General features: G+C 50.0%; 19 protein-coding genes. 7 read left to right on the forward strand and 12 right to left on the reverse strand.

The annotated features are described in order from the left end of the window. Positions 1-22 precede the first annotated feature (22 nt). Positions 23-646 carry a type B chloramphenicol O-acetyltransferase gene (gene catB, locus PsAD37_RS25905; RefSeq protein WP_063298539.1) on the reverse strand — a complete coding sequence of 208 codons (624 nt, stop codon included), beginning with the start codon at positions 644-646 and terminating at the stop codon, positions 23-25. 440 nt (positions 647-1,086) lie between these two features. On the opposite strand from catB, the gene hisN reads away from it, so the two are divergent. Further along, positions 1,087-1,878 carry a histidinol-phosphatase gene (gene hisN, locus PsAD37_RS25910; RefSeq protein ID WP_063298540.1) on the forward strand — a complete coding sequence of 264 codons (792 nt, stop codon included), beginning with the start codon at positions 1,087-1,089 and terminating at the stop codon, positions 1,876-1,878. On the opposite strand, the gene PsAD37_RS25915 is transcribed toward hisN, so the two are convergent. Beyond that, positions 1,875-2,816: an alpha/beta hydrolase gene (locus PsAD37_RS25915; RefSeq protein ID WP_063298541.1), complete on the reverse strand. Its 942-nt coding sequence runs from the start codon at positions 2,814-2,816 to the stop codon at positions 1,875-1,877. The two genes, hisN and PsAD37_RS25915, sit on opposite strands and share 4 nt — an antisense overlap. Positions 2,817-2,933: 117 nt before the next feature. Here PsAD37_RS25915 and PsAD37_RS25920 point away from each other — a divergent pair, with 117 nt between their 5' ends. Beyond that, the gene (locus PsAD37_RS25920; RefSeq protein ID WP_063298542.1) at positions 2,934-3,572 is read left to right on the forward strand and encodes a pyridoxamine 5'-phosphate oxidase family protein; all 639 of its coding nucleotides are present in this window, start codon (positions 2,934-2,936) and stop codon (positions 3,570-3,572) included. 81 nt (positions 3,573-3,653) lie between these two features. Here the strand turns inward: PsAD37_RS25920 and PsAD37_RS25925 are convergent, their stop codons facing one another. Continuing rightward, positions 3,654-4,022, reverse strand: coding sequence for a hypothetical protein (locus PsAD37_RS25925; RefSeq protein WP_063290275.1), 369 nt, complete (start codon positions 4,020-4,022; stop codon positions 3,654-3,656). 344 nt (positions 4,023-4,366) lie between these two features. On the opposite strand from PsAD37_RS25925, the gene PsAD37_RS25930 reads away from it, so the two are divergent. Then, positions 4,367-4,831, forward strand: coding sequence for an Hsp20 family protein (locus PsAD37_RS25930; RefSeq protein ID WP_063298543.1), 465 nt, complete (start codon positions 4,367-4,369; stop codon positions 4,829-4,831). A gap of 627 nt (positions 4,832-5,458) precedes the next feature. On the opposite strand, the gene PsAD37_RS25940 is transcribed toward PsAD37_RS25930, so the two are convergent. The 6 genes from PsAD37_RS25940 to PsAD37_RS25965 form a co-directional block, all read right to left on the reverse strand. Further along, the gene (locus tag PsAD37_RS25940) at positions 5,459-6,496 is read right to left on the reverse strand and encodes a low specificity L-threonine aldolase (protein WP_063298545.1); all 1,038 of its coding nucleotides are present in this window, start codon (positions 6,494-6,496) and stop codon (positions 5,459-5,461) included. 78 nt (positions 6,497-6,574) lie between these two features. Further along, the gene (locus PsAD37_RS25945) at positions 6,575-7,432 is read right to left on the reverse strand and encodes an endonuclease/exonuclease/phosphatase family protein (protein WP_063298546.1); all 858 of its coding nucleotides are present in this window, start codon (positions 7,430-7,432) and stop codon (positions 6,575-6,577) included. A gap of 134 nt (positions 7,433-7,566) precedes the next feature. Next, positions 7,567-8,157 carry a DoxX family protein gene (locus PsAD37_RS25950; RefSeq protein WP_063298547.1) on the reverse strand — a complete coding sequence of 197 codons (591 nt, stop codon included), beginning with the start codon at positions 8,155-8,157 and terminating at the stop codon, positions 7,567-7,569. A gap of 71 nt (positions 8,158-8,228) precedes the next feature. Next, on the reverse strand, positions 8,229-9,065 hold the full coding sequence (locus tag PsAD37_RS25955) for a DNA-binding domain-containing protein (protein WP_063298548.1): 837 nt from the start codon (positions 9,063-9,065) through the stop codon (positions 8,229-8,231). Beyond that, positions 9,049-9,951 carry a DUF692 domain-containing protein gene (locus tag PsAD37_RS25960; RefSeq protein WP_063298549.1) on the reverse strand — a complete coding sequence of 301 codons (903 nt, stop codon included), beginning with the start codon at positions 9,949-9,951 and terminating at the stop codon, positions 9,049-9,051. Before PsAD37_RS25960 ends, PsAD37_RS25955 begins: the two co-directional genes overlap by 17 nt. A 97-nt stretch (positions 9,952-10,048) precedes the next feature. Further along, on the reverse strand, positions 10,049-10,342 hold the full coding sequence (locus tag PsAD37_RS25965; protein WP_063298550.1) for a DUF2282 domain-containing protein: 294 nt from the start codon (positions 10,340-10,342) through the stop codon (positions 10,049-10,051). Positions 10,343-11,016: 674 nt separating this feature from the next. Between PsAD37_RS25965 and gltB the strand changes: the two genes are divergently transcribed. The 4 genes from gltB (at position 11,017) to PsAD37_RS25990 (ending at position 19,079) form a co-directional block, all read left to right on the forward strand. After that, positions 11,017-15,747 (forward strand): glutamate synthase large subunit, encoded by a 4,731-nt coding sequence (gene gltB / locus PsAD37_RS25970; RefSeq protein ID WP_084408127.1) that lies wholly within the window; start codon positions 11,017-11,019, stop codon positions 15,745-15,747. An 11-nt stretch (positions 15,748-15,758) separates the two neighbouring features. After that, positions 15,759-17,192 carry a glutamate synthase subunit beta gene (locus tag PsAD37_RS25975; RefSeq protein WP_063298551.1) on the forward strand — a complete coding sequence of 478 codons (1,434 nt, stop codon included), beginning with the start codon at positions 15,759-15,761 and terminating at the stop codon, positions 17,190-17,192. A gap of 920 nt (positions 17,193-18,112) precedes the next feature. Further along, entirely contained in the window at positions 18,113-18,835 is a 723-nt protein-coding gene (locus PsAD37_RS25985) for a hypothetical protein (RefSeq protein WP_063298553.1), read from the forward strand. Between the two features lies 1 nt (position 18,836). Continuing rightward, entirely contained in the window at positions 18,837-19,079 is a 243-nt protein-coding gene (locus PsAD37_RS25990) for a hypothetical protein (RefSeq protein ID WP_063298554.1), read from the forward strand. Between the two features lie 360 nt (positions 19,080-19,439). On the opposite strand, the gene PsAD37_RS25995 is transcribed toward PsAD37_RS25990, so the two are convergent. From PsAD37_RS25995 to PsAD37_RS26005, 3 genes are all read right to left on the reverse strand, one after another. Beyond that, positions 19,440-20,780, reverse strand: a complete 1,341-nt coding sequence (locus PsAD37_RS25995; RefSeq protein WP_208992098.1) for a methyl-accepting chemotaxis protein — start codon at positions 20,778-20,780, stop codon at positions 19,440-19,442. A 186-nt stretch (positions 20,781-20,966) separates the two neighbouring features. Next, positions 20,967-22,127 (reverse strand): DUF459 domain-containing protein, encoded by a 1,161-nt coding sequence (locus PsAD37_RS26000; protein ID WP_208992099.1) that lies wholly within the window; start codon positions 22,125-22,127, stop codon positions 20,967-20,969. 62 nt (positions 22,128-22,189) lie between these two features. After that, entirely contained in the window at positions 22,190-23,407 is a 1,218-nt protein-coding gene (locus PsAD37_RS26005; protein ID WP_063298556.1) for a lytic murein transglycosylase, read from the reverse strand. Between the last annotated feature and the right edge of the window lie 169 nt (positions 23,408-23,576).

Consider the following 23,576-nt stretch of genomic DNA (forward strand, 5'->3'; position numbering starts at 1 on the left):
CTGAAGCCCCAGTCCATACTGCCTAAAAACCAAGCCAGTAGTCGTAAAGCCTCTCAATATCTGAGGAACACATAAGAGGCATTGCCCCTTTCAGGACTTCATCTGTCCAATCCCACCATTTCATCTCCAAAAGCATCTGAACCTGTTCTTCAGAAAAGCGGGAGCGCACAACTGTTGCAGGATTACCGGCCACAACGGCATATGCTGGTACATTCTTAGTCACGACAGCACGGCTGCCAATCAATGCGCCATTACCGATCTGCACGCCCGGCATGATCATCGCTTCAGAACCAATCCAGACATCATTGCCAACACATGTTGAACCGGCAGGCTTGAAACCGTCCTGAGCTCCTTCAAAAGCAGGCTCATCAAAATAGTGAAATGGAAACGTTGTGGCCCATTCAGGACGATGCCCCTGGTTACCGGCCATCATAAACACTGCTCCTGAACCGATTGAGCAATACGCACCGATAATCAGCTTGTCTTGCGTCTCTTCATCTGAGCGTAGGTATCGGGCACACTCATCAAAGCTGTGGCCGTGATAATAACCAGAATAGTAGGAATGCTTTCCAACAATAATATTAGGATTGATCACCTGCTCCTGAAGCGAGATCCCCTTAAACGGACTCTCAAAAAAATTCGGCACCTTATTCTCCCCTTGCCTGCACCTCCCTACGACGGAGAACATTAACAACCAGACAAAAAAAAGGCCGCTCTCATCTGGAGGCGGCCCTTAGTCTAGGGAGGAAACGCCCTTCGCGAAGGGCGGCGCAGACACTGAATGTCGCGCTGCAATAAGACTCGCATCGCATCGCAAACACGTCAAGCATTCAGCTCCGCAATCGGGCTGTTCCTATACGAATTGGCCAATTTGTATCCTTGAGACAACACCCTGATTTTTCAGGGATCATAGCCGTTGGTATGAGTTTCACACGATAGTTTAGCAGTAAGTCGTAGACACCAACGCATGGTTTCAACAAGAGCATTTGCAAACTAAAACCGGTCTCAGAGCCATAGACATTTGCACTTTTCTAAATCCTGACTATGGTGCGCATGCAATTGACTGCTCCTACCGGATAAATTGATATGACCTCTCCCAGTCCTGATTATGCTTTTCTTCACAAACTTGCTGACGCGGCGGATGCAAAAACCATGCAGCACTTCCGCAGTGGCTACGAGGTAGACAACAAACTGGAAGCAGGCTTTGATCCAGTCACTATTGCGGATCGTTCAGCAGAAGAAGCAATCCGCGCGGTTCTGGAAGCAGAGCGCCCGGATCACGGCATCATCGGCGAGGAATACGGCAAGGTCCGCGAAGATGCCGATAATGTCTGGGTTCTTGATCCAGTCGACGGCACACGCTCTTTCATCTGCGGCACCCCGTTGTGGGGCACACTGATTGGCCTCAGAACCAACGGCAAAGCGTCTCAAGGCATCATGAGCCAGCCGTATAACAGTGAGCGCTTTTGGGGCGATTGTAACGAAGCTTTCATGACTGGTCCGCTCGGCAAGCGTGTTTTGAAAACCCGCAGCTGCGCATCCTTGTCAGAGGCAATCATCACCACGACCGAGCCAGCCTTGTTCAATGAAGTCGAGCGCCCGGTATGGGACACGATCTGCGCAGAAGCTCGCCTCACCCGCTACAGCACAGATTGTTACGGCTACGCCATGGTGGCAGCAGCAGGCTTTGATGCCGTCATTGAGACCGGCATGAACACCTACGACATCCTTGCCCTCATCCCAATCATCGAAGGCGCTGGCGGTTTCGTCACCAACTGGACCGGAGGCAATGCAGCAGACGGCGGACAAGTGCTTGCCACAGGCGACAAACGCCTACACGATGAGCTGCTCACCAAGCTGGCAAAAGCAGCTGCTTAGTCCGCGCTTCCCGGAATAAACGCATCAAATGCAGCCCAGAACTGCTCACGATAAGGATCTCGCTCCATAAGAATCTCATGGCGAGATCCTCGAATTTCCAGAAAGCTCATACCTGGGCAAGAGCGGCAGACTTCCTCAGCATCGTCTGTCGAGACGATCTGATCCTTTCCCGCGCCGATGACTAAAGATGGTACGCCGAATTCAATCTGGAATTCAGGCTCTCTGAAGCGCTCTGTCGCCAATCCCATAGCACGGAACCAGCTCACCGTCGGAGAACCCAGCCCCAATTGAGGCGCTTCTTCGAGAATAGCATTCATGCGCTTGAAACGATCCGGATCAGACGTGAGCGTATTGCCGTCATAGTCGACAAGGATCTTGTCATTGCCGCCGGGAACAAAAGCGTTCCCCATGCCAACCCAGACAAGCGTCTTTGCAAGCGCACCTGCCATCTTGACCATACGCCCCTTCATCGCAAGGCCGACGAGGGGAGCTGTTAGCACCGCGCGGTCAATCTTGGTCTTCAGCCGCCGGTTAGCATGCATAACCACAGCACCACCAGTTGAGTGCGCCAGCAGGAAGTGTGGACCTGGGCAATCAGAAAGTGAGACATTGTCCAAAACAGCGTGTAAATCCAGAGCGAACTCATCGAAGCTCTCAACGTGGCCACGTCGCTCGTTCTTCAACAAACGCTCAGAACCACCCTGCCCGCGCAGATCAAAAGCCACCACATAGAAACCACGCGCCCGCAGTTCCTCAACAACCTCAAAGTATTTCTCAATAAACTCAGTCCGGCCTTGAACAAGGGTCACAGTCCCCTTGAGCGGAGACCCGGTCGGAGCCCAATGAGCCCAACGGATTTTCACATTGTCTTCTGTCTGGATAAAACCAGACTCCGTTCCCTCAGGGACCCGATTGAAATCCGTATTGACCAGTACCATCAGCGCGTAACCTCTAGTTCTCTCACTCTCAATTTGATAGCCTTTCCAAGCAACAGGCCGCAACCGCAATTTCTGGAAGTTTTTTCCATCTCAGTACGCGGTAACAAGGATATTTACATGCAAGACACAGACCCAACATCTGTTTCCCACGAGATTACCAGCCTCGCTCAGCTCGAAGAGCTCTATGGAAGCCCGAAACAAATCTCTATCGATAAAGAAGTCGGCTATATTTCTCCGCACTACAAAACCTTTATCGAAGCCTCCCCTTTCTTCACGCTCACAACTGTATCTGAAGAAGGAACCGACTGCTCTCCACGTGGGGACCCTGCAGGCTTTGTAAAGGTCATTGATGAAAAAACCATCGAGTTTCCGGACCGTCGCGGCAACAACCGCATCGATAGTTTGCGTAACATCGTTCAGGATCCACGCGTCTCTTTGCTGTTTATGATCCCTGGTGTCGGAGAAACCATCCGCATCAACGGGAAAGCCAAAATCTCAGCGAATCCAGTCCGGCTGGAAGCTCATAAGATAGAAGGTAAACTGCCGAAATCTATCATGGTCGTCACGGTCGAAACCATCTACTACCAGTGCCAGAAAGCCATTTACCGCTCAGGCCTTTGGACAGAAGATGCGAAGGTAGACCGCAAAACAGTTCCAACTGCCGGACAAATGGCACAAGCACTGTCAAAAGTGGAGTTTGACGGCGACGCCTATGACAAGGCTTATCCAGGGCGCATTAAAGAAACAGCATACTAGAGCCCAAACACCGAAAGACCTGCCTTGATCGCAAGAAGGCAGGTCAGACGGATAAACAGATTAAGATCTCGGGAATGCCCCTTAGTACCCCAAATAACGGTACTTGATGATCCAACCACTATAGGCATCTACAACCAACCGTGCCCGGTGTTGCCCCTGCCAGCTGGCTTTTACAATATACACGTCGCCCTTACGTTTTACTTTTTTGAAGTTCCGGTAACCCCAGGCCCGTAGACGGCGTTTCACCTGCTTCTTGTTCAATGCATGGTGTTGCCCATGTTCCCAATGACGGTTCTTCTTATAGTGAGCCTGCGTGACCTGAACGCTTACGTTTGGTCCATCGTAGGTGAATTGAGCGCCTGCATTTGCCGGAGCCGCCGCACCAGAAACTCCCAGAGCAACAACAGCTGCAGCGGCCAGTCCGGTTACTTTTTTCTTCAAAGCATTCATCTGTTCTCTCCTTGTCGGCAATAAGGTTTGCCTGAATACAAGGAGAACGTAACAAGGCGCGGATGTACGGGATCAGAAGCGCTTGTTCAGGTTCTGTTAATCTGAAAATGCGGGCATCATTCCAGCAAAAACACCTATTTTGAAAAAAACTCTTGAAACTTATTCGCCCCGTCCCCATCTCAAAATCACAGGCGCCACAGAGTGGGTCTGACACCGCTTAGAACCTTCGCCACTAATGGGAAGGCACTGTAAGCAAAACGAAAATTTCATCGTCCGCGCGCTTTGCGGCGAATGGTGAACGTTGCTCAGATGGCCTTAGGACCACACAAAAGAGGACACATAAAATGCGTCATTTCGATCTTACCCCCCTTTACCGTTCCACTGTTGGTTTCGACCGTCTTTTCTCCATGCTGGATTCAGGAACGGAACAGCAGGGATCAGCTTATCCCCCTTATAACATTGAGCGCACAGGAGAGAGCGCATACCGCATCTCCATGGCCGTCGCCGGGTTTAAGGAAGATGAGCTGACGATTGAAGCTAAAGAACATGTCTTGACTGTTTCTGGCGAGAAAAGTCCTGAAAGCGACGAAAAAGAAGTTCTCTACCGGGGAATCGCCTCCCGCGCTTTTGAACGCCGCTTCCAGATCGCCGAATATGTGAAAGTGATTGGCGCAAGCATGGAGCACGGATTGCTCCACATTGACCTCATCCGAGAAATTCCTGAGGCAAAAAAACCGCGCAAAATCAACATCACGGCTGGAGATAAAAAAGAACACAAACAAATTGAAGCCGAAACAGTAGCTCACTGATGTGTATTCCTGAAAAGTGGAAACCGGTTTTCAGATAAGAATACGCCTTTAAAACCCAAAGCCCTCGCGAGGACCTTCCTCCCAAACTCCCACCCTCGCGAGTGGCCACCCTTGTAACATTCTAGATTTTCTAATGTCTCTCAAAGATTGATTGGCACGCCCCTGCCAATCAATCCCACTCAAATCAACAGGGTTCCTCCTCCGCAATCCTCCCATGCGGATCTGTCTGGCTGCCTTTCCCCCCAGTAAGGGCCAGGACACAATCAACGCCCCGCTTGCCCCAGCGGGGCGTTCTTTTATGCGCGCTTCAGCAAGCACAAAGATACTCTCTCTGCATCTGTTTCTATTTTCTGGAATTACCGCGTTCCCCACGACCACACAGCCACTTAAGAATTATCGAGTGGTAAGTTACACGCAAAATAAGAAGGGTAGGTTAGTTCACTTAAGGCCTTGCCTTGAACCCACTGGACTGACACCGCAAGGGTTGGCCTCTAACACCCTTGCTAACCCCTTGCAGGTGCCCCGCTGGTCTGCGGATCTATATCCCTCCGCAGACCAGCATTCTATGCTGCATTTCTCGACACTGCAATCATAAGACGTAATCACGAATTGAGCAGTCTGCCACGATTACCCGCGCAGATGCATCAGAAACTCGTCAACCATCTCTGGAGTGGTCGCAAAGCAGGTCACCAAGCGAAGGAACACTTCATCTTCTGAGACGAAATCCGCTGGAATATCATAAAACTTCGCACCGGCAGCTTCCAGACGTGCAGCTTGCGCTTTGGTGAACACCGGGAACAATTCGTTGGCCTGAGGTTCGATTGGCAATCGCACACCTTCAATATCGCGCATACCATCGGCAAGACGCATGCACATCGCGTTAGCGTGACGCGCTGAAGCCAGCCAGTCATCGTCCTTCAGATAACCTTCAAATTGCGCAGAAATAAAGCGCGCCTTTGAGAAGACCTGAGCAGCCCGCTTGCGCAAATATTCAAAGCCCTCGGACTCTTCAGGGTTGAAGAACACAACAGCTTCGGCACACCAACAACCGTTCTTGGTACCACCGAAGGACAGAACATCCACACCGGCTTTCCATGTCATCTCTGCAGGAGAGACATCCAGAGACACCAACGCATTCGCAAAACGGGCGCCATCCATATGCAATGGCACATTCCGGGAATGGGCCACATCTGCCAGTGCCTGAATTTCATCAAGCTGGTAGATGGTCCCAAACTCTGTCACCTGAGAGATGGATACCGCAGCAGGACGGCCATGCATCGGGTTATTATCCGGTACTTTGTCCATCGCTGAACGCAGCACATCAGGCGTAAGTTTGCCATGCTCACCGCCAATACCAATCAGCTTGTTACCAGCTGTAAAGAACTCCGGAGCGTGACACTCATCAACATTGATGTGTGCATCTTCATGACAAAACACTGCCCCGCCCGGCTTCGCATAGGTCGCAAGCGCCAGGGAATTGGCTGCTGTTCCTGTAGAAACCAGAAACACGGCAACTTCTTTTTCAAAGAGATCATTGAACTGCTGCTCGATAGAGCGGCTCAATGGATCAACCCCATAAGCGGTGGCAAAGCCGCTTGTATGGTTCGCAAGTGCAGTCATAACTGCACTCGTCGCACCTGCCCAGTTGTCACTCGCAAAAATCATAGGATTTGAATAACAATATACCGAGGGAACTCAAGCCATTTATTGATCTTAAGGGCAAAGCTCTCCACGAGAAGCCCTTTAGGAGAGCAACACACTCTCAGAAGTTCTAGAAAGGTGCCCTTTTTTAAGACCAGCTTTCAAAGTTAAAACAAGTGGGCAATGATCTGAGACCTCAGGTTTCTGTAATACTTGAAACTTCTGGATCTCATCGACCTGATCAATCAGCAAGTAATCAGCAAACTTACCTGGCTTTTTGTAATAGGAGTTCCGAGTAGTTTCGACGCCATAATGATTGACTAACTCAACCAAACCATCTTCCTCCAGCAAACGAATAGTTTCGCTGTCAGGCTCAACATTAAAGTCACCGCACACCACTCGCAAATCACATGGTTCAGAAACTACCTGTGAGATATTGAACAACCGTTTCGCCTGGTCGAAGCGTTCTGGCGTGTCCATCTTGCCATTCAAATCACGAAGGCCATGCATGTGGGTGATGCTCACAGCACGGTCTGTCGCATAATCATAAACACGAACTCCATGCGCATTACGAGAGCGTGGGTGGTCTCCATAACCATCAGCAGAATAGTCTTTGTGCACAAATCCTTGCACCTGACCAATAATAGGGAAGGAACGATGCACAAATGTTGCCAGCCCCCATTGAGAGTGGACAGACTGCTCCTCATCCCAGAGCACACCCTGAGCAGCAGGACAGAAGACAGGCACATGCTCAGGCAGCGCTGCGCAAACATCACGGAAGAAATTAGCACGCTGAGGTAAGACGTGATCACCATCCCGATAAGTCAGCCAGTGCTTATCGCTTTCTGGTGTGTGAACTACCTCTTGCAGGCAAAGCACATCAGGCGCGGCCTGAGATAAATACGGCAGCAAGTCAGAGTAGAGCGTCCCTCCCCAACCATTCAGGCACATAATCTGCAACGCCACCTCCTTTAGCTCAGTCTGCGCGAGCTCCAGTCATATACACAAACGAAAAAGAGCGCATCACCTCATCAGTGACACGCTCCAATATCTGAATGAAAACCAATAACTCTATCAGGCTCTCAATATAAGCCTCATGCGTGGCTCTTCGTATCTGAAATACCCGTTTCGTGGTGAATGCCGAACCATTTGCCCAACACCCAATCCAACGAGAACACTCCAGGACCACGGATCACAAGCACAGTTGCCAAGAAGATCCACAGTGCGCGCTGATCAAAGATCAAAGCAGATGGATGACGATCAAACAGTGCGCCAATTGTCGGCATATCAACGCCATGACCAACCACGTCCACGATAGACATAACAATCACAAAGCCAATGAAACCAATGCTTGCGGCACGAGTAAACAGGCCCACAACAATAAGCACCGGAATGATCACTTCACCCCATGTTCCCAAAAGCACAATCAGGCCATAGGGGAAAAACGGGATCTGAGAAATATCGTACCCAGCCGCCTCAGTAATATGCGGCAAGATCTGCGCATATGCACCCGTTGAAGGGAACAGGAACCCAAGTACACCATCACCAAACTTGGTCAGCGCTGAGTTCCAGAAGTACATAAACAGGACGCCTGCGAAAAGAAAACGCGCAGACAGACCAAGAAACCAGCCTTCAGTTACACGCTCCAACCAGCCAAATACGCCCTGGTATAAATTTACAAGCATTCTCATCGGATTCCTCCTCTGGTGCTTTCCACCACTCGAGGGCCTTACCGCCCGGCCCCTCGCAATCAATATTAAGCTTTGACGTCCACGCTCGCGAACACGCGTGCGCTCAGCAGGCAGCCCAATGCCTGCGACAGATCAAAGAATTTGTAAGAGGATGAAACTGCTTCTGCAGCTTCTCCCAATGTCTTGCCAAAGAACAGTAAATCAGCGAATGCCGCTACGTCCTGAGCCAATCCGGTCAGTGTCACGTCCATATCTGGTCGGCAAATCAAAATCACTTGATCAGCCTCAGGCGTAACACCTTCCACATCTTCCGAGCGGTTCTGTTTCCAGATCTCGCTAAGTGGAAAACGGGAGTAAATCAGTCTATGTGCAGGGATCGGGGTAAACATCGCATCCCCTAGTTTTGCTGGATCAATCTTGGATAACACATCAGGCGCAACAGGCGTCGCATTCGGCCCGTGGTAAACACGCAGCCATGCCCATTCCAGCACAGCAACATCTTTCAGATAGGGATAGTCTGCGAGTGGAGGAAACGCGCCAATGAACTCAGAGAACTTGCCCCCAAACTCACTCAGTACCGGCTGCTCTGGTGGATGTTTGCGAACGAATTCTGCAGCAAGTGCCCGGAAGTAATCACGCCCGACCAAATCATGTACTGCTGGAAAGTTGGCAGCCATCGCATCAATCAAGCTCGCCATTACGTTATTGCGGTAAACGCCAAAACGTTTCTCAGAGGGATGACCATCACGCCCCACAACCCCATCGGGTAAAGGGACAGCTGGATTCATCAGCCCATCCGAGAACATGTCAAAACCTTGCATGTTTGACTGCAAATCCTGCAAAGGAACGCCAAAACCCTTCAACGCAATTTTTTCCTTAGTGCTATCAGACACCTGGGACATGATCACCCCGCTTCTGAGAGGCTTGGGCCTGCGTCTCAATATGAGATTGTATCACCACATCCGCCTGCTCAGCTTCATAAGCGAGAATTTCCCAGGTCGGAATATTCGCATCCCACTCAATAAGAGTTGGTTGAGGACCAGCCCGATCAATTGTCCGCGCATAAAGCGCCCACACAGGATCAGCAACTTTACGATCATGTGCATCGATTAGAAGAGGATAGCCCAGCTCGTCTGTTTCTGGTGCATGCCCGCCAAGGTGAATTTCCTGAACATGCTCAACCGGGAATCGGTCCACATAATCTTCAGGAGAACCACCAGAGTTCGTAGCAGAAACAAAGACATTGTTCACGTCCAGCAGCAATCCGCAGCCAGTTCGTTTTACAATCTCGCGAAGAAACTCAGTTTCTTCATATGTGCTTTCCTTGAAGATCACATAAGCACTTGGGTTTTCAAGCAACATCTGACGACCAAGGAAGGTCTGCACTTCATCAATATGATCAACGACCTGCTGTAATGTCACCTCAGTGTAAGGCAGAGGCAGAAGATCATTGAAATACTCGGTGTCGTGCGTTGACCAGGCCAGATGCTCACTGAAAAGACCTGGATCGTACCGGTCAGCAACATCTTTCACGCGCGAAATGTGCTCTTTGTTCAGCGGATCAGCACCGCCAATAGACAACCCGACACCATGAAGAGAGATAGGATAATCCCGGCGGATCGCTTCAAGATAACCGTGCGGAGGGCCACCGGCACCCATATAGTTTTCTGCATGAATTTCGAAGAAGCCCATATCAGGCTTGTCATTGAGAATACTGTGATAATGATCAGCTTTTAAGCCCACGCCACCTCGTGCAGGTAATTTTGCATTGACTCTTTGCGCGCACATATCAGCACCTCGTTCTATATTATGACTTCTTCTTAAAGAAACACCGGAGGGAAAAAACCCGCCCCGGTGCAACGCAGTATATTGTAAAGTAAAGCGATTAGTGAGGCAGATCGCGGGAAAGTTCGGTCAGAGAACCTTTACGATCACCTGGGACTTCAATGGATGCACATGTACCGGTTGGTACGAGGGTCCAAGCATTGCCCTGATAGTCAACAGTGGAAGTGCCTGCGCAAGTGGTGCCCGCGCCCGCTTTACAGTCGTTCTCACCAGCAAGGGAAACACCGTAACATTTTTCTTTAGAAGCAGCTTCAGCAACAGTAATGTTTGCACCAGCTACAGCAGCAGTAACAGCAGTTGCGAGTACAGCAGCGGACAACGTTTTTTTGGACATTTCAAAACTCCTCAATTGAAATTCGGCGATGTGTTCAACAGGTTTGGTTCGCCTCTGCAGACAGTTCTGACAAAAAACTCGATCAATGGGAAATCAAACACATGTTATTTTGACGCGATTAAATCAATAAAATGAGATCATCATCCTCACAGGTTCGTGAATAGTTGAAATATTATTGCATCTAACTTGAGTTTTAGATGCCAATGCGACAATCGGCCTAATAAAATTAGAAGAATAGAAATAAAGACTTTCTGAAACGCTCTTGCTCTACCCTCTGAAATCTGGCATGTTCGCGACGCGGAAAAGGACAGGAGTGCTGTCCTTATTATCTCGCATGCGTTGATGACAATCTGGAAGACAGCTTCCAAGCGATCCACCTAAGAGATCCACACAACGCAAAAGAGAAGGATGTAGGCGCGTTCCCAACGCCGCGACATTCTCCCCCAAATGTGTGCCATGCGGACATATCGCAATGCACTCGCCAAAGGGGTAAGATAGATCGGAGGAAACTCCGAATGGGCGGCCCTATGTATAAAGTGGCCGTGCTTCATTCGACAGATCCGGGGCAAGCCGTGCCGGGGCTTCGAACGAGCCGCGAGGAAGACCTCCCCGCGACCCGAACGAGGAAGTGACCTTAACCGGTCACATTGAGATGAGCGAAAGTGAGGCCAAAAATGGCAGAAAAAGGAGGAAACACGATGCATATGAGTGGGGGGGAACCTATGAAAACCCGAGCTACCACCACAGGCACCGTTACGGAAAAACTCCGCACTGCTGCCACTGAGGGGCTTTACAATCCAGCCAAAGAGCACGATGCCTGTGGCGTCGGCTTTATAGCTAACCTCAAAGGCGCACAATCTCACCACGTGGTACAAAGCGGCCTTCAGATCGTTGAAAACCTGACACACCGCGGCGCAGTTGGCGCTGACCCATTGATGGGCGACGGTGCAGGTATGCTGACCCAGGTCCCACACGAGTTTTTCAAAGAAGAATGCTCGAAGATCGGATTCGATCTTCCAGAAACTGGCGAATACGGCGTTGCTTTCTTCTTCCTTCCACAAGATAAAAAGCTCCGCGAGCAATGCGAAAGCATCGTTGCAGAATGTGTTTCTGATGAAGGTCTTGAAGTATTAGGCTGGCGTGATGTTCCGGTCGACAATTCTTCTTTGTCGAAAGCACCAGATATTGCAGCGACAGAACCTGTTTCCCGTCAGTTGTTTGTAACACTACCAGACAATACTGATAGTGATATTCTGGAGCGCCGCCTCTTTATCCTGCGCAAAGTGATCTCCAACGTCGTACGCGAGAAATCCGAGGGCGTAGAAAAAGGCTTCTACGTCGTTTCCTGCTCCAGCCGCACAATCGTCTATAAGGGCATGTTCCTCGCTTACCAGCTTGGCGCCTACTATGACGATTTGCGTGACGAACGGTTTATCTCTGCATTGGCGTTGGTTCACCAACGCTTCTCAACCAACACCTTCCCATCGTGGGATCTGGCTCACCCATACCGGATGGTTGCTCACAACGGTGAAATCAACACCTTGCGCGGCAACGTAAACTGGATGGCAGCCCGTCAGGCGTCTGTGTCTTCTCCGGCATTTGGTGATGACATCAATAAGCTCTGGCCGATCTCTTACGAAGGCCAGTCTGACACAGCATGCTTCGATAACGCTTTGGAATTCCTCTCCACAGGCGGCTATTCCCTTGCACATGCGGCTATGATGCTGATCCCGGAAGCATGGGCCGGCAACCCGCTGATGGACGAAAATCGTCGCTCTTTCTATCAGTACCATGCCTCTATCATGGAACCATGGGACGGACCTGCAGCGGTAGCCTTCACAGATGGTCGTCAGATTGGTGCTACGCTTGACCGTAATGGTCTGCGCCCTGCCCGTTACATCGTTACTGATGATGACTTCGTGATTATGTCTTCTGAAGTTGGTGTTCTCGATATTCCAGAAGAGAAGATCATTCAGAAATGGCGTCTCCAGCCAGGCAAAATGCTTCTGATCGATCTGGAAGAAGGCCGTATTGTTTCTGACGAAGAAATCAAGCGCCAACTCTCCACAGCCAATCCTTATAAAGACTGGCTGCATCGCACACAGATGGTTCTTGAGGACCTCCCATCCGTACGTGAACGCGCGCCGGTTGCAGGTGAAACTCTTCTCGACCGTCAGCAAGCCTTTGGTTACACGCAGGAAGACATCAAGCTTCTTATGCAACCAATGGCAACCGTTGGTCAGGAAGCACTGGGGTCTATGGGTACTGACACACCTGTGTCCGTCCTCTCAGACAAATCCAAGCTTCTGTACACCTACTTCAAGCAGAACTTTGCGCAGGTAACCAACCCGCCGATCGACCCGATCCGCGAAGAGTTGGTGATGAGCCTCGTGTCCTTCATCGGACCACGTCCAAACCTGTTTGATTTGAAAGGTCTTTCTACCTCCAAACGTCTGGAAGTGCGTCAGCCGATCCTCACCAATGCTGATCTGGAAAAAATCCGCGCCATTGGTGACATTGAAGACAATCAGTTCCAAACCAAGACCCTCGACATCACCTACTCTACTGAGAAGGGGACCGAGGGCATGGAAGGTGCTCTGGAGCGCTTGTGTGCCCGTGCTGAAAAGGCTGTTCATGGTGGTTACAACATCATCATCCTGTCTGACCGTGTAATCTCACGTGCCCGCATCGCAATCCCTGCACTGCTGGCGACAGCTGCCGTTCATAACTACCTGATCCGCAAAGGCCTTCGTACGTCAGTGGGTCTTGTGGTTGAAACAGGTGAAGCACGCGAAGTTCATCACTTCTGCGTTCTGGCCGGTTATGGTGCAGAGGCAATCAACCCGTATCTCGCATTCGAAACAATCCGTTCAATGCACTCTGAGGGGTCTTTCCCTGAGGAAGTGGATGAGCATGAAGTAGTCTCTCGCTACATCAAAGCCATCAATAAAGGCATGCTCAAAGTCATGTCCAAGATGGGCATCTCCACCTATCAATCCTACTGTGGTGCGCAGATCTTTGATGCCGTTGGACTGAATTCAGAATTTGTTGAAAAATTCTTCTTCGGCACAGCAACAACCATTGAAGGCATCGGCCTGAAAGAAGTTGCTGAAGAGACTGTTGTTCGTCACCACGATGCATTTGAGGACATTCCTGTTCTGCGTCGTTCGCTGGACGTTGGCGGTGAATATGCCTACCGGACTCGTGGCGAAAACCACATGTGGACCCCGGACAGCATCGCTACACTTCAGCATGCAGTACGCAACAACCTGCCTGAAAAGTATCTGGAATTCGCCAAGGAAGTGAACGAAGCCTCTGGCCGTTACACAATCCGTGGCATGTTCCGCATCAAATCAGCAGAAGAACTAGGGCGCCGTCCAGTCAACATCGACGAAGTTGAATCCGCAGAAGACATCGTCAAGCGCTTCTCTACGGGTGCAATGTCTTTCGGCTCAATCTCTCGCGAAGCTCATACATCGCTTGCGATTGCTATGAACAAGATTGGCGGTAAGTCCAACACCGGTGAAGGTGGCGAAGAAGCCGAACGCTTCAACCCACTTCCGGACGGATCTCCCAACCCAATGCGTTCTGCGATCAAGCAGGTTGCATCAGGTCGCTTTGGTGTAACAACCGAATATCTGGTCAACTCCGATATGATCCAGATTAAGGTCGCTCAGGGTGCCAAGCCGGGTGAAGGCGGACAGCTGCCAGGCCATAAAGTGGATGCAGTGATCGCAAAGACACGTCACTCCACACAGGGCGTCGGCTTGATTTCACCTCCTCCGCACCACGACATCTACTCAATCGAAGATCTGGCGCAGCTGATCTACGATCTGAAGAACGTAAATCCAGAGGCCGATATCTCCGTTAAGTTGGTGTCTGAAGTTGGTGTTGGAACAGTTGCAGCAGGTGTTGCCAAAGCGCGCGCAGACCATATCACGGTCTCAGGCTTTGACGGTGGCACAGGTGCATCCCCACTCACCTCTTTGAAGCACGCTGGTTCTCCATGGGAGATGGGCCTTGCTGAAACCCAGCAAACGCTCGTTCTCAATGGCCTGCGTTCCCGTATCGCTTTGCAGGTTGATGGCGGTCTTCGCACAGGCCGTGACGTACTTGTTGGCGCTCTTTTGGGAGCAGATGAGTATGGCTTCTCAACAGCTCCGCTGATCGCAGCTGGTTGCTTGATGATGCGTAAATGTCATCTCAACACCTGCCCGGTTGGTATTGCGACCCAGGATCCGGTTCTGCGGAAGCGCTTTAAAGGCACTCCGGAACACGTCATCAACTATTTCTTCTATGTAGCGGAAGAACTTCGCGGCTTGATGGCAGAACTCGGCGTCAGGAAACTGGACGAAATCATCGGTCGCTCCGACATGCTCGACAAAGAAACTGCAATCAATCACTGGAAATCTGAAGGCCTTGATTTCTCAAGGATTTTCTATCGTCCAGATGCTACCCAGGAACAAAGTCGCTGGTCACAGCTTCAAGAACATCCAATCAACGATGTTCTGGACCGTGAGCTCATTCGCAATGCAATGCCAGCGCTGGAAAGCAAAGAAAAAATTGAGTTCCCAGCGAAGATCAAGTCTGTTGATCGGTCTGTTGGCGCAATGCTCTCTGGTCAGATTGCTAAACGCTACGGCGCAAAAGGTCTCAAAGACGACACCATCCATATCTCGATGACAGGTACGGCTGGTCAGGCGTTTGGCGCCTTTGTTGCCAAAGGTGTGACGATTGATCTTGAAGGCGACGCAAACGACTACGTAGGCAAAGGCCTCGCAGGTGGTCGCATTATCGTACGTCCTCCAGAGAACACACGCATCGTACCGGAAAACTCCATCATTGTTGGAAACACCGTTCTTTACGGAGCAACCAGCGGTGAAGTGTACTTCCGCGGTGTCGGTGGTGAGCGTTTCGCGGTTCGTAACTCCGGAGCAACTGCAGTTGTTGAAGGTGTTGGTGACCACGGATGTGAATACATGACCGGCGGTGTTGTTGTCGTAATCGGTCAAACTGGTCGTAACTTCGCAGCAGGTATGTCCGGTGGTGTTGCTTACGTGTTGGACGAGGATGGTACCTTCGGCTCCCGTTGTAACCTTGCAATGGTCGACATTCAGCCCGTGCAAGAAGAAGATGACCTGCTCGAAAAGCTGCATCACCATGGTGGCGACATCGAGTACAAAGGACGTGTGGATCTGTCAGCTGACATGACACGCCACGACGACGAACGTCTGCGTCTCATTCTTGAAAACCACGTGAAATATACTGGTTCCACCAAAGCTCAGAATATTCTGAATGACTGGGAGAACTGGCGTCCGAAGTTTGTGAAAGTTATGCCGGTTGAATACCGTCGCGCGCTTCAGGAAATGAAAGCAGCGCGTCTGGGCCTCGCGGCTGCGGAATAAGAGGGGAAGACATGGGTAAGGTAACTGGCTTTTTGGAGATCGACCGGCAGGAGCAAAACTACCAGCCGGCATCAGATCGCATCCGCCATTTTCGCGAATTCACTGTCCCGCTCTCGCAGCCGGAAGTGGAGCGTCAGGCAGCTCGTTGTATGGATTGTGGCATTCCGTTTTGCCACGGTCCCGCCGGTTGTCCAGTAAACAACCAAATACCAGATTGGAATGATCTGGTATTTGCAGGGGACTGGGAAGAAGCTGCTCGCAATCTACATTCAACCAACAACTTCCCTGAATTCACGGGCCGTATTTGTCCTGCTCCATGCGAGGAAGCATGTACGTTGAATCTGGAAGACATTCCGGTCGCGATTAAAACTGTCGAACAAGCAATCGCTGATCGCGCCTTTAAGGAAGGTTGGATCAAGCCCGAACCAGCTGCCACCAAGACAGGTAAAACTGTTGCGGTCATTGGATCTGGCCCTGCGGGTCTAGCTGCAGCTCAACAGCTGGCACGGGCCGGCCATACAGTTCATGTTTACGAGCGTGAACCACGTGCAGGTGGTTTGATGCGCTATGGTATTCCTGACTTTAAGATGGAAAAACACTACATAGAGCGCCGTGTCGAACAGTTAGAAGGGGAAGGGGTAACTTTCCACTACGGCTGTGAAATCGGCAAAGATGTAGAGTTTGAAGAGATCCACACACGTCACGACGCAACACTGCTGTGCACGGGTGCGGAACGCCCGCGTGATCCAGGCATTCCGGGCATGGACCTCAAAGGCGCGATGTATGCGATGCCATTCCTCGTACAGCAAAACCGCCGCGTTGGTGGTGAAGATGTATCGGGCGAAGAACCATACTGGGCTGGCGGCAAACACATTGTTGTTGTTGGTGGTGGTGACACCGCATCTGACTGCGTTGGGACATCCTTCCGTCAGGGCGCTCTGTCTGTAACCCAGATGGATATCCGTCCAATGCCGCCACTGAAGGAAGATAAGAACCAGTTCTGGCCATACTGGCCAACGAAGTTCCGTACCTCAACTTCTCAGGCAGAAGGCGCAGAACGTGAGTTCTCCGCAGCAACACTCGAAATTGTAGGTGATGAAGACGGTCACGTAACAGGCGTAAAATGTGCTCGTGTAGATGAAAAACGTGTTCCAATTGAAGGAACCGAGTTCATTCTCAAGGCAGATCTTGTTCTTGCAGCCATTGGCTTCTCTGGCCCGAACATGGAAACTTACGTCAAAGAAGCTGGTGACGATCTGGAGCTGGACCCGCGCACCAACGTGAAAGCAAACACCGAAGACTACAAGACCTCCATCAAAAAAGTCTTTGCAGCTGGTGACGTGCGCAAAGGCCAGTCCCTTGTGGTCTGGGCTATCCGCGAAGGTCGTCAGGCGGCTCGTTCAATCGACGAGTTCCTGACAGGATCTTCCAATCTGCCACGCTAAACTTAGCTGACAATGAAGTACCAGAACCCCGGAAAGCCCCGCTTTCCGGGGTTTTTTGATGTTGCTCCACTCTTTCTCACTCATACATTCTGAGTTGAACTTGCAAGCACTAAAAGCACCGCATGGCTTCCCATGCAGTGGTGAAACGAGAGTTCCCGAAGGTCGGGATGAGCAAGGCAGCAGGCAACACCTGCGCTACTTGTTAGAGATGAGTCTTTGGCATTGGCTACGTGCCTTGCCCGGATAAGTTTCCGCATCCAAACAGGTCCATTGCCTCTGACATCTACCGCTCTGACCAGCAAATGCCACTGCGTGATGCCCTTCAGGCTTGGGTCCTTCCTCTCAGACCATGCAGTCACGCCTGAAAATCGGTTCCACCGGACCAACAAAAGATGCGTTACCTCTTCTGAAAGCCCCACCCAGCCCACGACACGCTGACGGACGGTCCGCCAGCAGCCCGTCACGTGGGCATGAAGTTAGTATGGGGGCACATTTGCGTAAAGGGGATAAGTTTTTTCGAACGCCTCAGGCTTCAACAATCTCCCCACTCCTGAACGAGAAGAATAAAGTGTCATACCCAATGACATTAGAAATCATGAGGTATGGCTATGAGCCCAATCGAGACCTTCAAAATGAATTAGTATTCGCAGACGCAACACACGGCGACCAGTAATGTCGGCTCATTGCGGCCATCCAGAAAGACGCCCGACGATACGCCCCAAAGCAGACTTCGGTTTTCATTCAAAAACAATCATCCTTGCGCACTTTACCGTTGCCTCATAAACATTGCCAAATTGCTCACGGGTAGAAAGTCCGCCTATCTCAGCTGCTGTTGAATACAACGAGGGTTGTAACATCAACTCACTTGTCGCAATGATTGACTGTAGAAACAAAAGCCAACAAATTCTCGAGCATAAAAAATGAAGAGATATCGCATTCAGCCTGCGCATTTCGACACGCGTGCAATTACTTTGGAAGAACCAAAAGACACTTGGACAGAAGAGGTAATTAAGCTGCACATGCAGAACAAAGAGAGGTTAATCAAACAACTGAAAATTGAGTTGGGTGAACATAACTTTGAGCAAAAACTTAAGAATTTCAAAGAACTTGGGCAGCTACCTTTCTCGATAATTTCACACCACAATGATTTATTCCTGCAGGCAAGGTATGCCTTCATTCACTGCCATTATTATCCAGCCCTCACCGCTGCATGTGCGCTCGGAGAAAGAATTCTCAATCATCTGCTTCTGGATCTAAGAGATCATTACCCAGTATCGACATTTGACAAAAAGTCTCATAAACGCAAGTCAATTGACGATTGGAAAAAAGCTATAAGTACATTCGAGGAATGGGGAATCTGGAAGTCAGACGAGGTGACTGAAGCGTTTAGAAACTTATCGGCTTTGCGGCACAGATCAATCCATTTTAATCTCGATACCGCAAAAAACCTCAGAAGTGATGCGCTATCCTCATTGGCGTATCTATCGACAATCATAAGAGAACAATTTGGGTTCCGATTTGACAAAACAATCCCCGGAACCAAGGGTGCCTTTTTTTCTGAGAAAGGAAGAGGAAACAGATCCCTTTATGAGAGAATACTACTTATCTCAATCATTCTATGTATCTCCTTATCACGCATTTGAAATGATCGAGTCAATTTGGTGCGCATTCGATTACAAGCAATTGGATGATGAGATAGACGATGAAGAATTTGCCCGTTTGTTTATTGACCGAACATCAGATCAAATGACTCCAACTTCTGTACCATGGGACGACGGTATTGTTGCCTATGCAGCAATAGGTAACAGAATTCACGAGTTTGAATACGATGCCTCATTAGCAGAAGCTTCAAAATCATCGGAATCGAAAACCAGTACTGAAAGCTAATTGTTGACAGAGCGATGCATTTTGGCTCTTCCGCATCCTGATCTTTTTCCAATCGGCGCAGATCATCCGCTTTGACTGGTGGGGGCAGAGATATCGCATCTGCGGGAGATTACAGCTTTCTGCCCTACCGTTCCGCTGCAACCTCTATGTGTTTTAAGGTTCTTGGGATGTCTGCTTTTGGCAGCCACACTACAGATCTCACACCTACAAAGAATGGCTCTTTGCTGACCAGTTTACCAGAAAAATCATAAATAGCGAAGCGACCGTTGCGTTACAGCAAATGTCTAAAAAGTCCGCTAAACCCTTTTCAGCATGCACTTTATTGCTCTCCTACATCTCCCTGAAGCTGCTTAAAGAGTTTTAAGCAGCTTTCACATTCTCAAGGAAGCTGGCAACTTCAGCCCGCAAGTTCTCGGAGAGATGGCCCAATTTTCCAGCAGCCTGATGCAGATCATTCGAAGCATCTTTTGTTCCCTGAAACTCACCGTCCAGATCCAGCATGTCTGTCGCGACCTGTGACACATTCAAGTGCGCGCTATTCAGGTCTCGGGAAATATCTTCAGTTGCCTGCTTCTGATCACCAACAGCTTCATTAATGCCAGTTGATAAGGAATTGATCTGCTCAATTGTCTCTCCAATTGAGCGGATCGCGATCACAGCTTGCTCGGCAACCTTTTGCACCGACTCAACCTGTGTTGAAATCTCTTCGGTGGCTTTAGAGGTTTGGCCAGCAAGGTTTTTCACCTCACTTGCAACCACAGCAAAGCCACGCCCGGCTTCTCCTGCGCGCGCTGCCTCAATTGTTGCATTCAATGCCAACAGGTTAGTCTGGTCAGCAATCTGATCAATCAGCTCGATCACCTCACCAATAGCCTTCCCGCTTTCCACCAAACGCCCAACAATCTCATTGGTCTTGTGCGCATGCACTGCAGCATCCTGCGCAAAACGGGCAGCTTGTGTGGTGTTATCACCAATCATCCCTGAAGAACGCGACACACCTTCTGCCGCTTCCGCCAATGCTTTCACAGAGGTTTGCGTGGTTTGCGCGACATCACTGGAAGATGTCATGGCACTGTGGGCACCTTGCACACTTGCATCCAACTCTCTGGAGCGTGTCTCCACGGCCTGACTGATCTCCAGCAAATCATGCACCACATGACCAACTGAAGCCTCAAACTCCTGTGCAACGCTGGCTAAGGCATGCTTGCGTGCATCTGCAAGTTCCAGCTCCTGCTGAATCTTGGCTTTTGTATCAGCTTCAGCTTTATCTTTCAGCACAACACGGAACTGAGCAATAGAACGAGCAATTGCACCAATCTCATCCCCCCGCTCTATGCACTTGATCTCAGTGTCCAACGCGCCTTCAGCCAGAGCATCCAGACCACGTTGCAACGCAGCCATGTTGTTTCTCATGCCCCTTGCAATGACAACAGCCACAACAAAGAACAGAGTCCCCACAGGTGCACAGACCATCACAATGTACATAAGATTATCGACAAGCAGCGACTCTAGCGCGCTTTGCCCATGATCTGACATAAGCTGCGACCTTAACGCCTCATCTCCCAGAGCAGACGTCAACACATCGTATATTGTGACAAAGGAAAACAGCGTGCCGAGCGACATGATTGACATGGCCAGAAATACGACCAAGACAAACTTGCCTACCATCGACAGCTTAAAAACATGCGGTTGGGTAACCATCAATAGCCCCACTTCACCTATAAGTTTAATGTGAGTAATGTTACCCATGTATGTAAACAGAACACTACCATGAGGCTGTGAATTGCATACATTTTCGAAAAAACAGCGATAAAATTTAATTTTCTGCAGACATTTCTGAATCTCAGCCAATATTCAAGGCATAACTGGCAAAGAATACTTCAAATATTAAAATCCGGTCCAACGCGTGTCGTCAGCACGACCAGAAACCTCTGGCAATGCTTCTCCAGAGACAGTCAGTTTGAACAGATCACTCCCCGCTGCAGCTTTCCCGCCTTTATCATCAGGTCCGATAAGCTTGGTTTCGGGAGAAGTTAAGCGTCCAGTCAAAACAATAAAGTTCGGATCATCTTTCACACCTTCAAAAATGAAGGCCGTCGCACTACCAAATATGCGCGCGATTTCTCGCTCCACAAAGTAAGCAACTTTCCGGTATCCAGCCCAAGTAAAGTAGACCCCGTCCGTCGCCCTCAATCGGCGGCGCTTACCGGTAATATCTGGTCCATGAGGCGTATACTCTCCCTCCTCACTTTGGAAGGCAGCCCAAATATCAACAAAGATACCTCCAGCTGGTTCAACTTGCTCTTTGAACAAATCATTGAGATAGCTGAAGTTAGCACTCGTCAGATACTCTTCAGCCGGAGCAAGCCCCACCCAAATTAGAGGCAATTGCTCATTCCGGACGGCTGCAACCAAGGACGCTGTCCTGAAGCGGTACTCTTTCTTCCACTCTTCCCCTTGAAACTGCAGTTCTTCAGCGTAACTCGCTGGCTGCCCATCAATAACGCCTTGTCCAACAACCTTGATATTCCGGTTATCGCGCGCGCCCAGAGAAACCACCACAAGACCTACGTCTTCACTCTTCAGCACAGCTGTCACATCTTCCGGCCAGTCCGGCTTTTTATCCGCAACAAGGCCCTTTCGAGGATAAACAAGCTTTTTGACCCTTATCGAAGGCGTTTCAGCATACACGGCCTTCAAACCATCAGCTAATCCCATCGCCAGATCATCACCAATGACCAGAAGGACCTTTGCGTCCTTACTCTTTTCTTTTTCAACGATCTTAGGAGTATTCACTGCGGCAACGCCAGCACTACGTTTTTTGCGCGTTGTGCTTCTGCGTCGCTTTTTCCTGGTAGGATTCGCCTGCTCAATTCTTTTATTCCCCCCACCAAACAACCAGCCAAAGAATGACTTGTTGCCTTTTTTAGGGGCGCCTGTGCTGTTGGTTCGCACCTGAGCCGCAACCTCAACGGGAATAACAGAAACACTGACAAAGCAAAGGCTTATCAGTGCCACAAACACAAAGGACAAAAAGGATCGTTGCATAATCGCGAGTCTCCAGCAGGAACCAACCACCAGCATTGGTTTCCTGCCATTAGGAAACCCGATTATGTTCTACCTTGCAACCTATTAAGAAGCTTTATTGAATCGTGACCATCTGGAACCAGTCCCGATGCTTTTTGATAAGCCTGAATAGCCTGACGGGTTCTTTGGCCAATCTTTCCATCTACAGCCCCAGGTTTATAACCCTTATCGGAGAGGCCCTTCTGCAACGCTTTTTTCTCGCTAAATGTCAAAGGGCGATCGCCGCGCGGCCATTCCACAGCAAAACCAGAAAGCCCGAGTAAACGATCAGAAAGGTGCCCAACCCCAAGCGCGTAAGCACTAGAGTTGTTGTAGCGTTTGATCACGTAGAAGTTTTTGAGCAACAGGAACGCAGGGCCATTAGCTCCCGCAGGTGTATAAAGCCGCGCCATGTCAGCTCCACGTGGGAACTTCGAGCCATTTGCTCGCTTCACTCCAAGTTTGCCCCAGTTAGCAACAGATTGCTGCTTACGTTGGTTGCTCAAGCGGTAATTAAAGTTTTTCGGCAGAGTAACTTCATAGCCCCAGGTCTGCCCGGACTGCCAACCCATCTTATTGAGATAGGCTGCCGTTGAAGCCAATGCATCAGGAATGCTATTCCAGATATCTCTTTTTCCATCACCCGTAATATCAACTGCATAAGCTTGGTAAGTTGTTGGAATGAACTGGGTATGTCCCATGGCACCCGCCCAGGACCCCCGCATCTGCGCAGGCGAAACATCACCATTTTGAAGGATCTTAAGAGCAGCAATCAGCTGTTTGCGCGCATACTTCCCGCGACGACCACCATTATAGGCCAGTGTAGCTAGAGCACGGGGCGTTGAACGAACAATCGATGTATTATCGAGAATACGCCCATATGAACTTTCCATTCCCCAAATCGCCAGCACAACATGGCGGTTCACGCCATATTTAGCCTCAATCCTATCAAGCCAGCCAGACCATTCATCCACCATACGGCGCCCATGGAGCACGCGGTCTTCTGAGACTGCACTATCCAGATACTGCCAGATAGCACGCGTAAACTCAGGCTGGTTCTCTGCACTCTTCCTAATTCGCGGGTCAGGAGTCATCCCCTTAAAGACACGGTCGTATAGTTGAGCATTAACGCCTTGAGCTACAGCAGTCCGCTTATAGCTTGCAATCCATTTTTGAAAATCACTCCCCTGAGCAAAGGCGTCGGAGTTACTGAAAAATAGAAACCCAGCGCACAAGACAGCTGGCAAAGAAGAAAATCGCATACTGCTTTCTCCGGTCACCCGAATGGGAGTTTGTTAGGCGCACTTTGCGCAGTCTTTTTGCTTAGCCCTCGGAGGCATTACTGCCATGACTGTCAACCATGGTAAAAAAAAGGCCGTTTTTAATCAAAACCCCTTTTTAAGCTTGTCAATTCTTACTAGATGCGTCTTT

The organism is Pseudovibrio sp. Ad37, assembly GCF_001623075.1.
Taxonomy (GTDB): Bacteria; Pseudomonadota; Alphaproteobacteria; order Rhizobiales; family Stappiaceae; genus Pseudovibrio.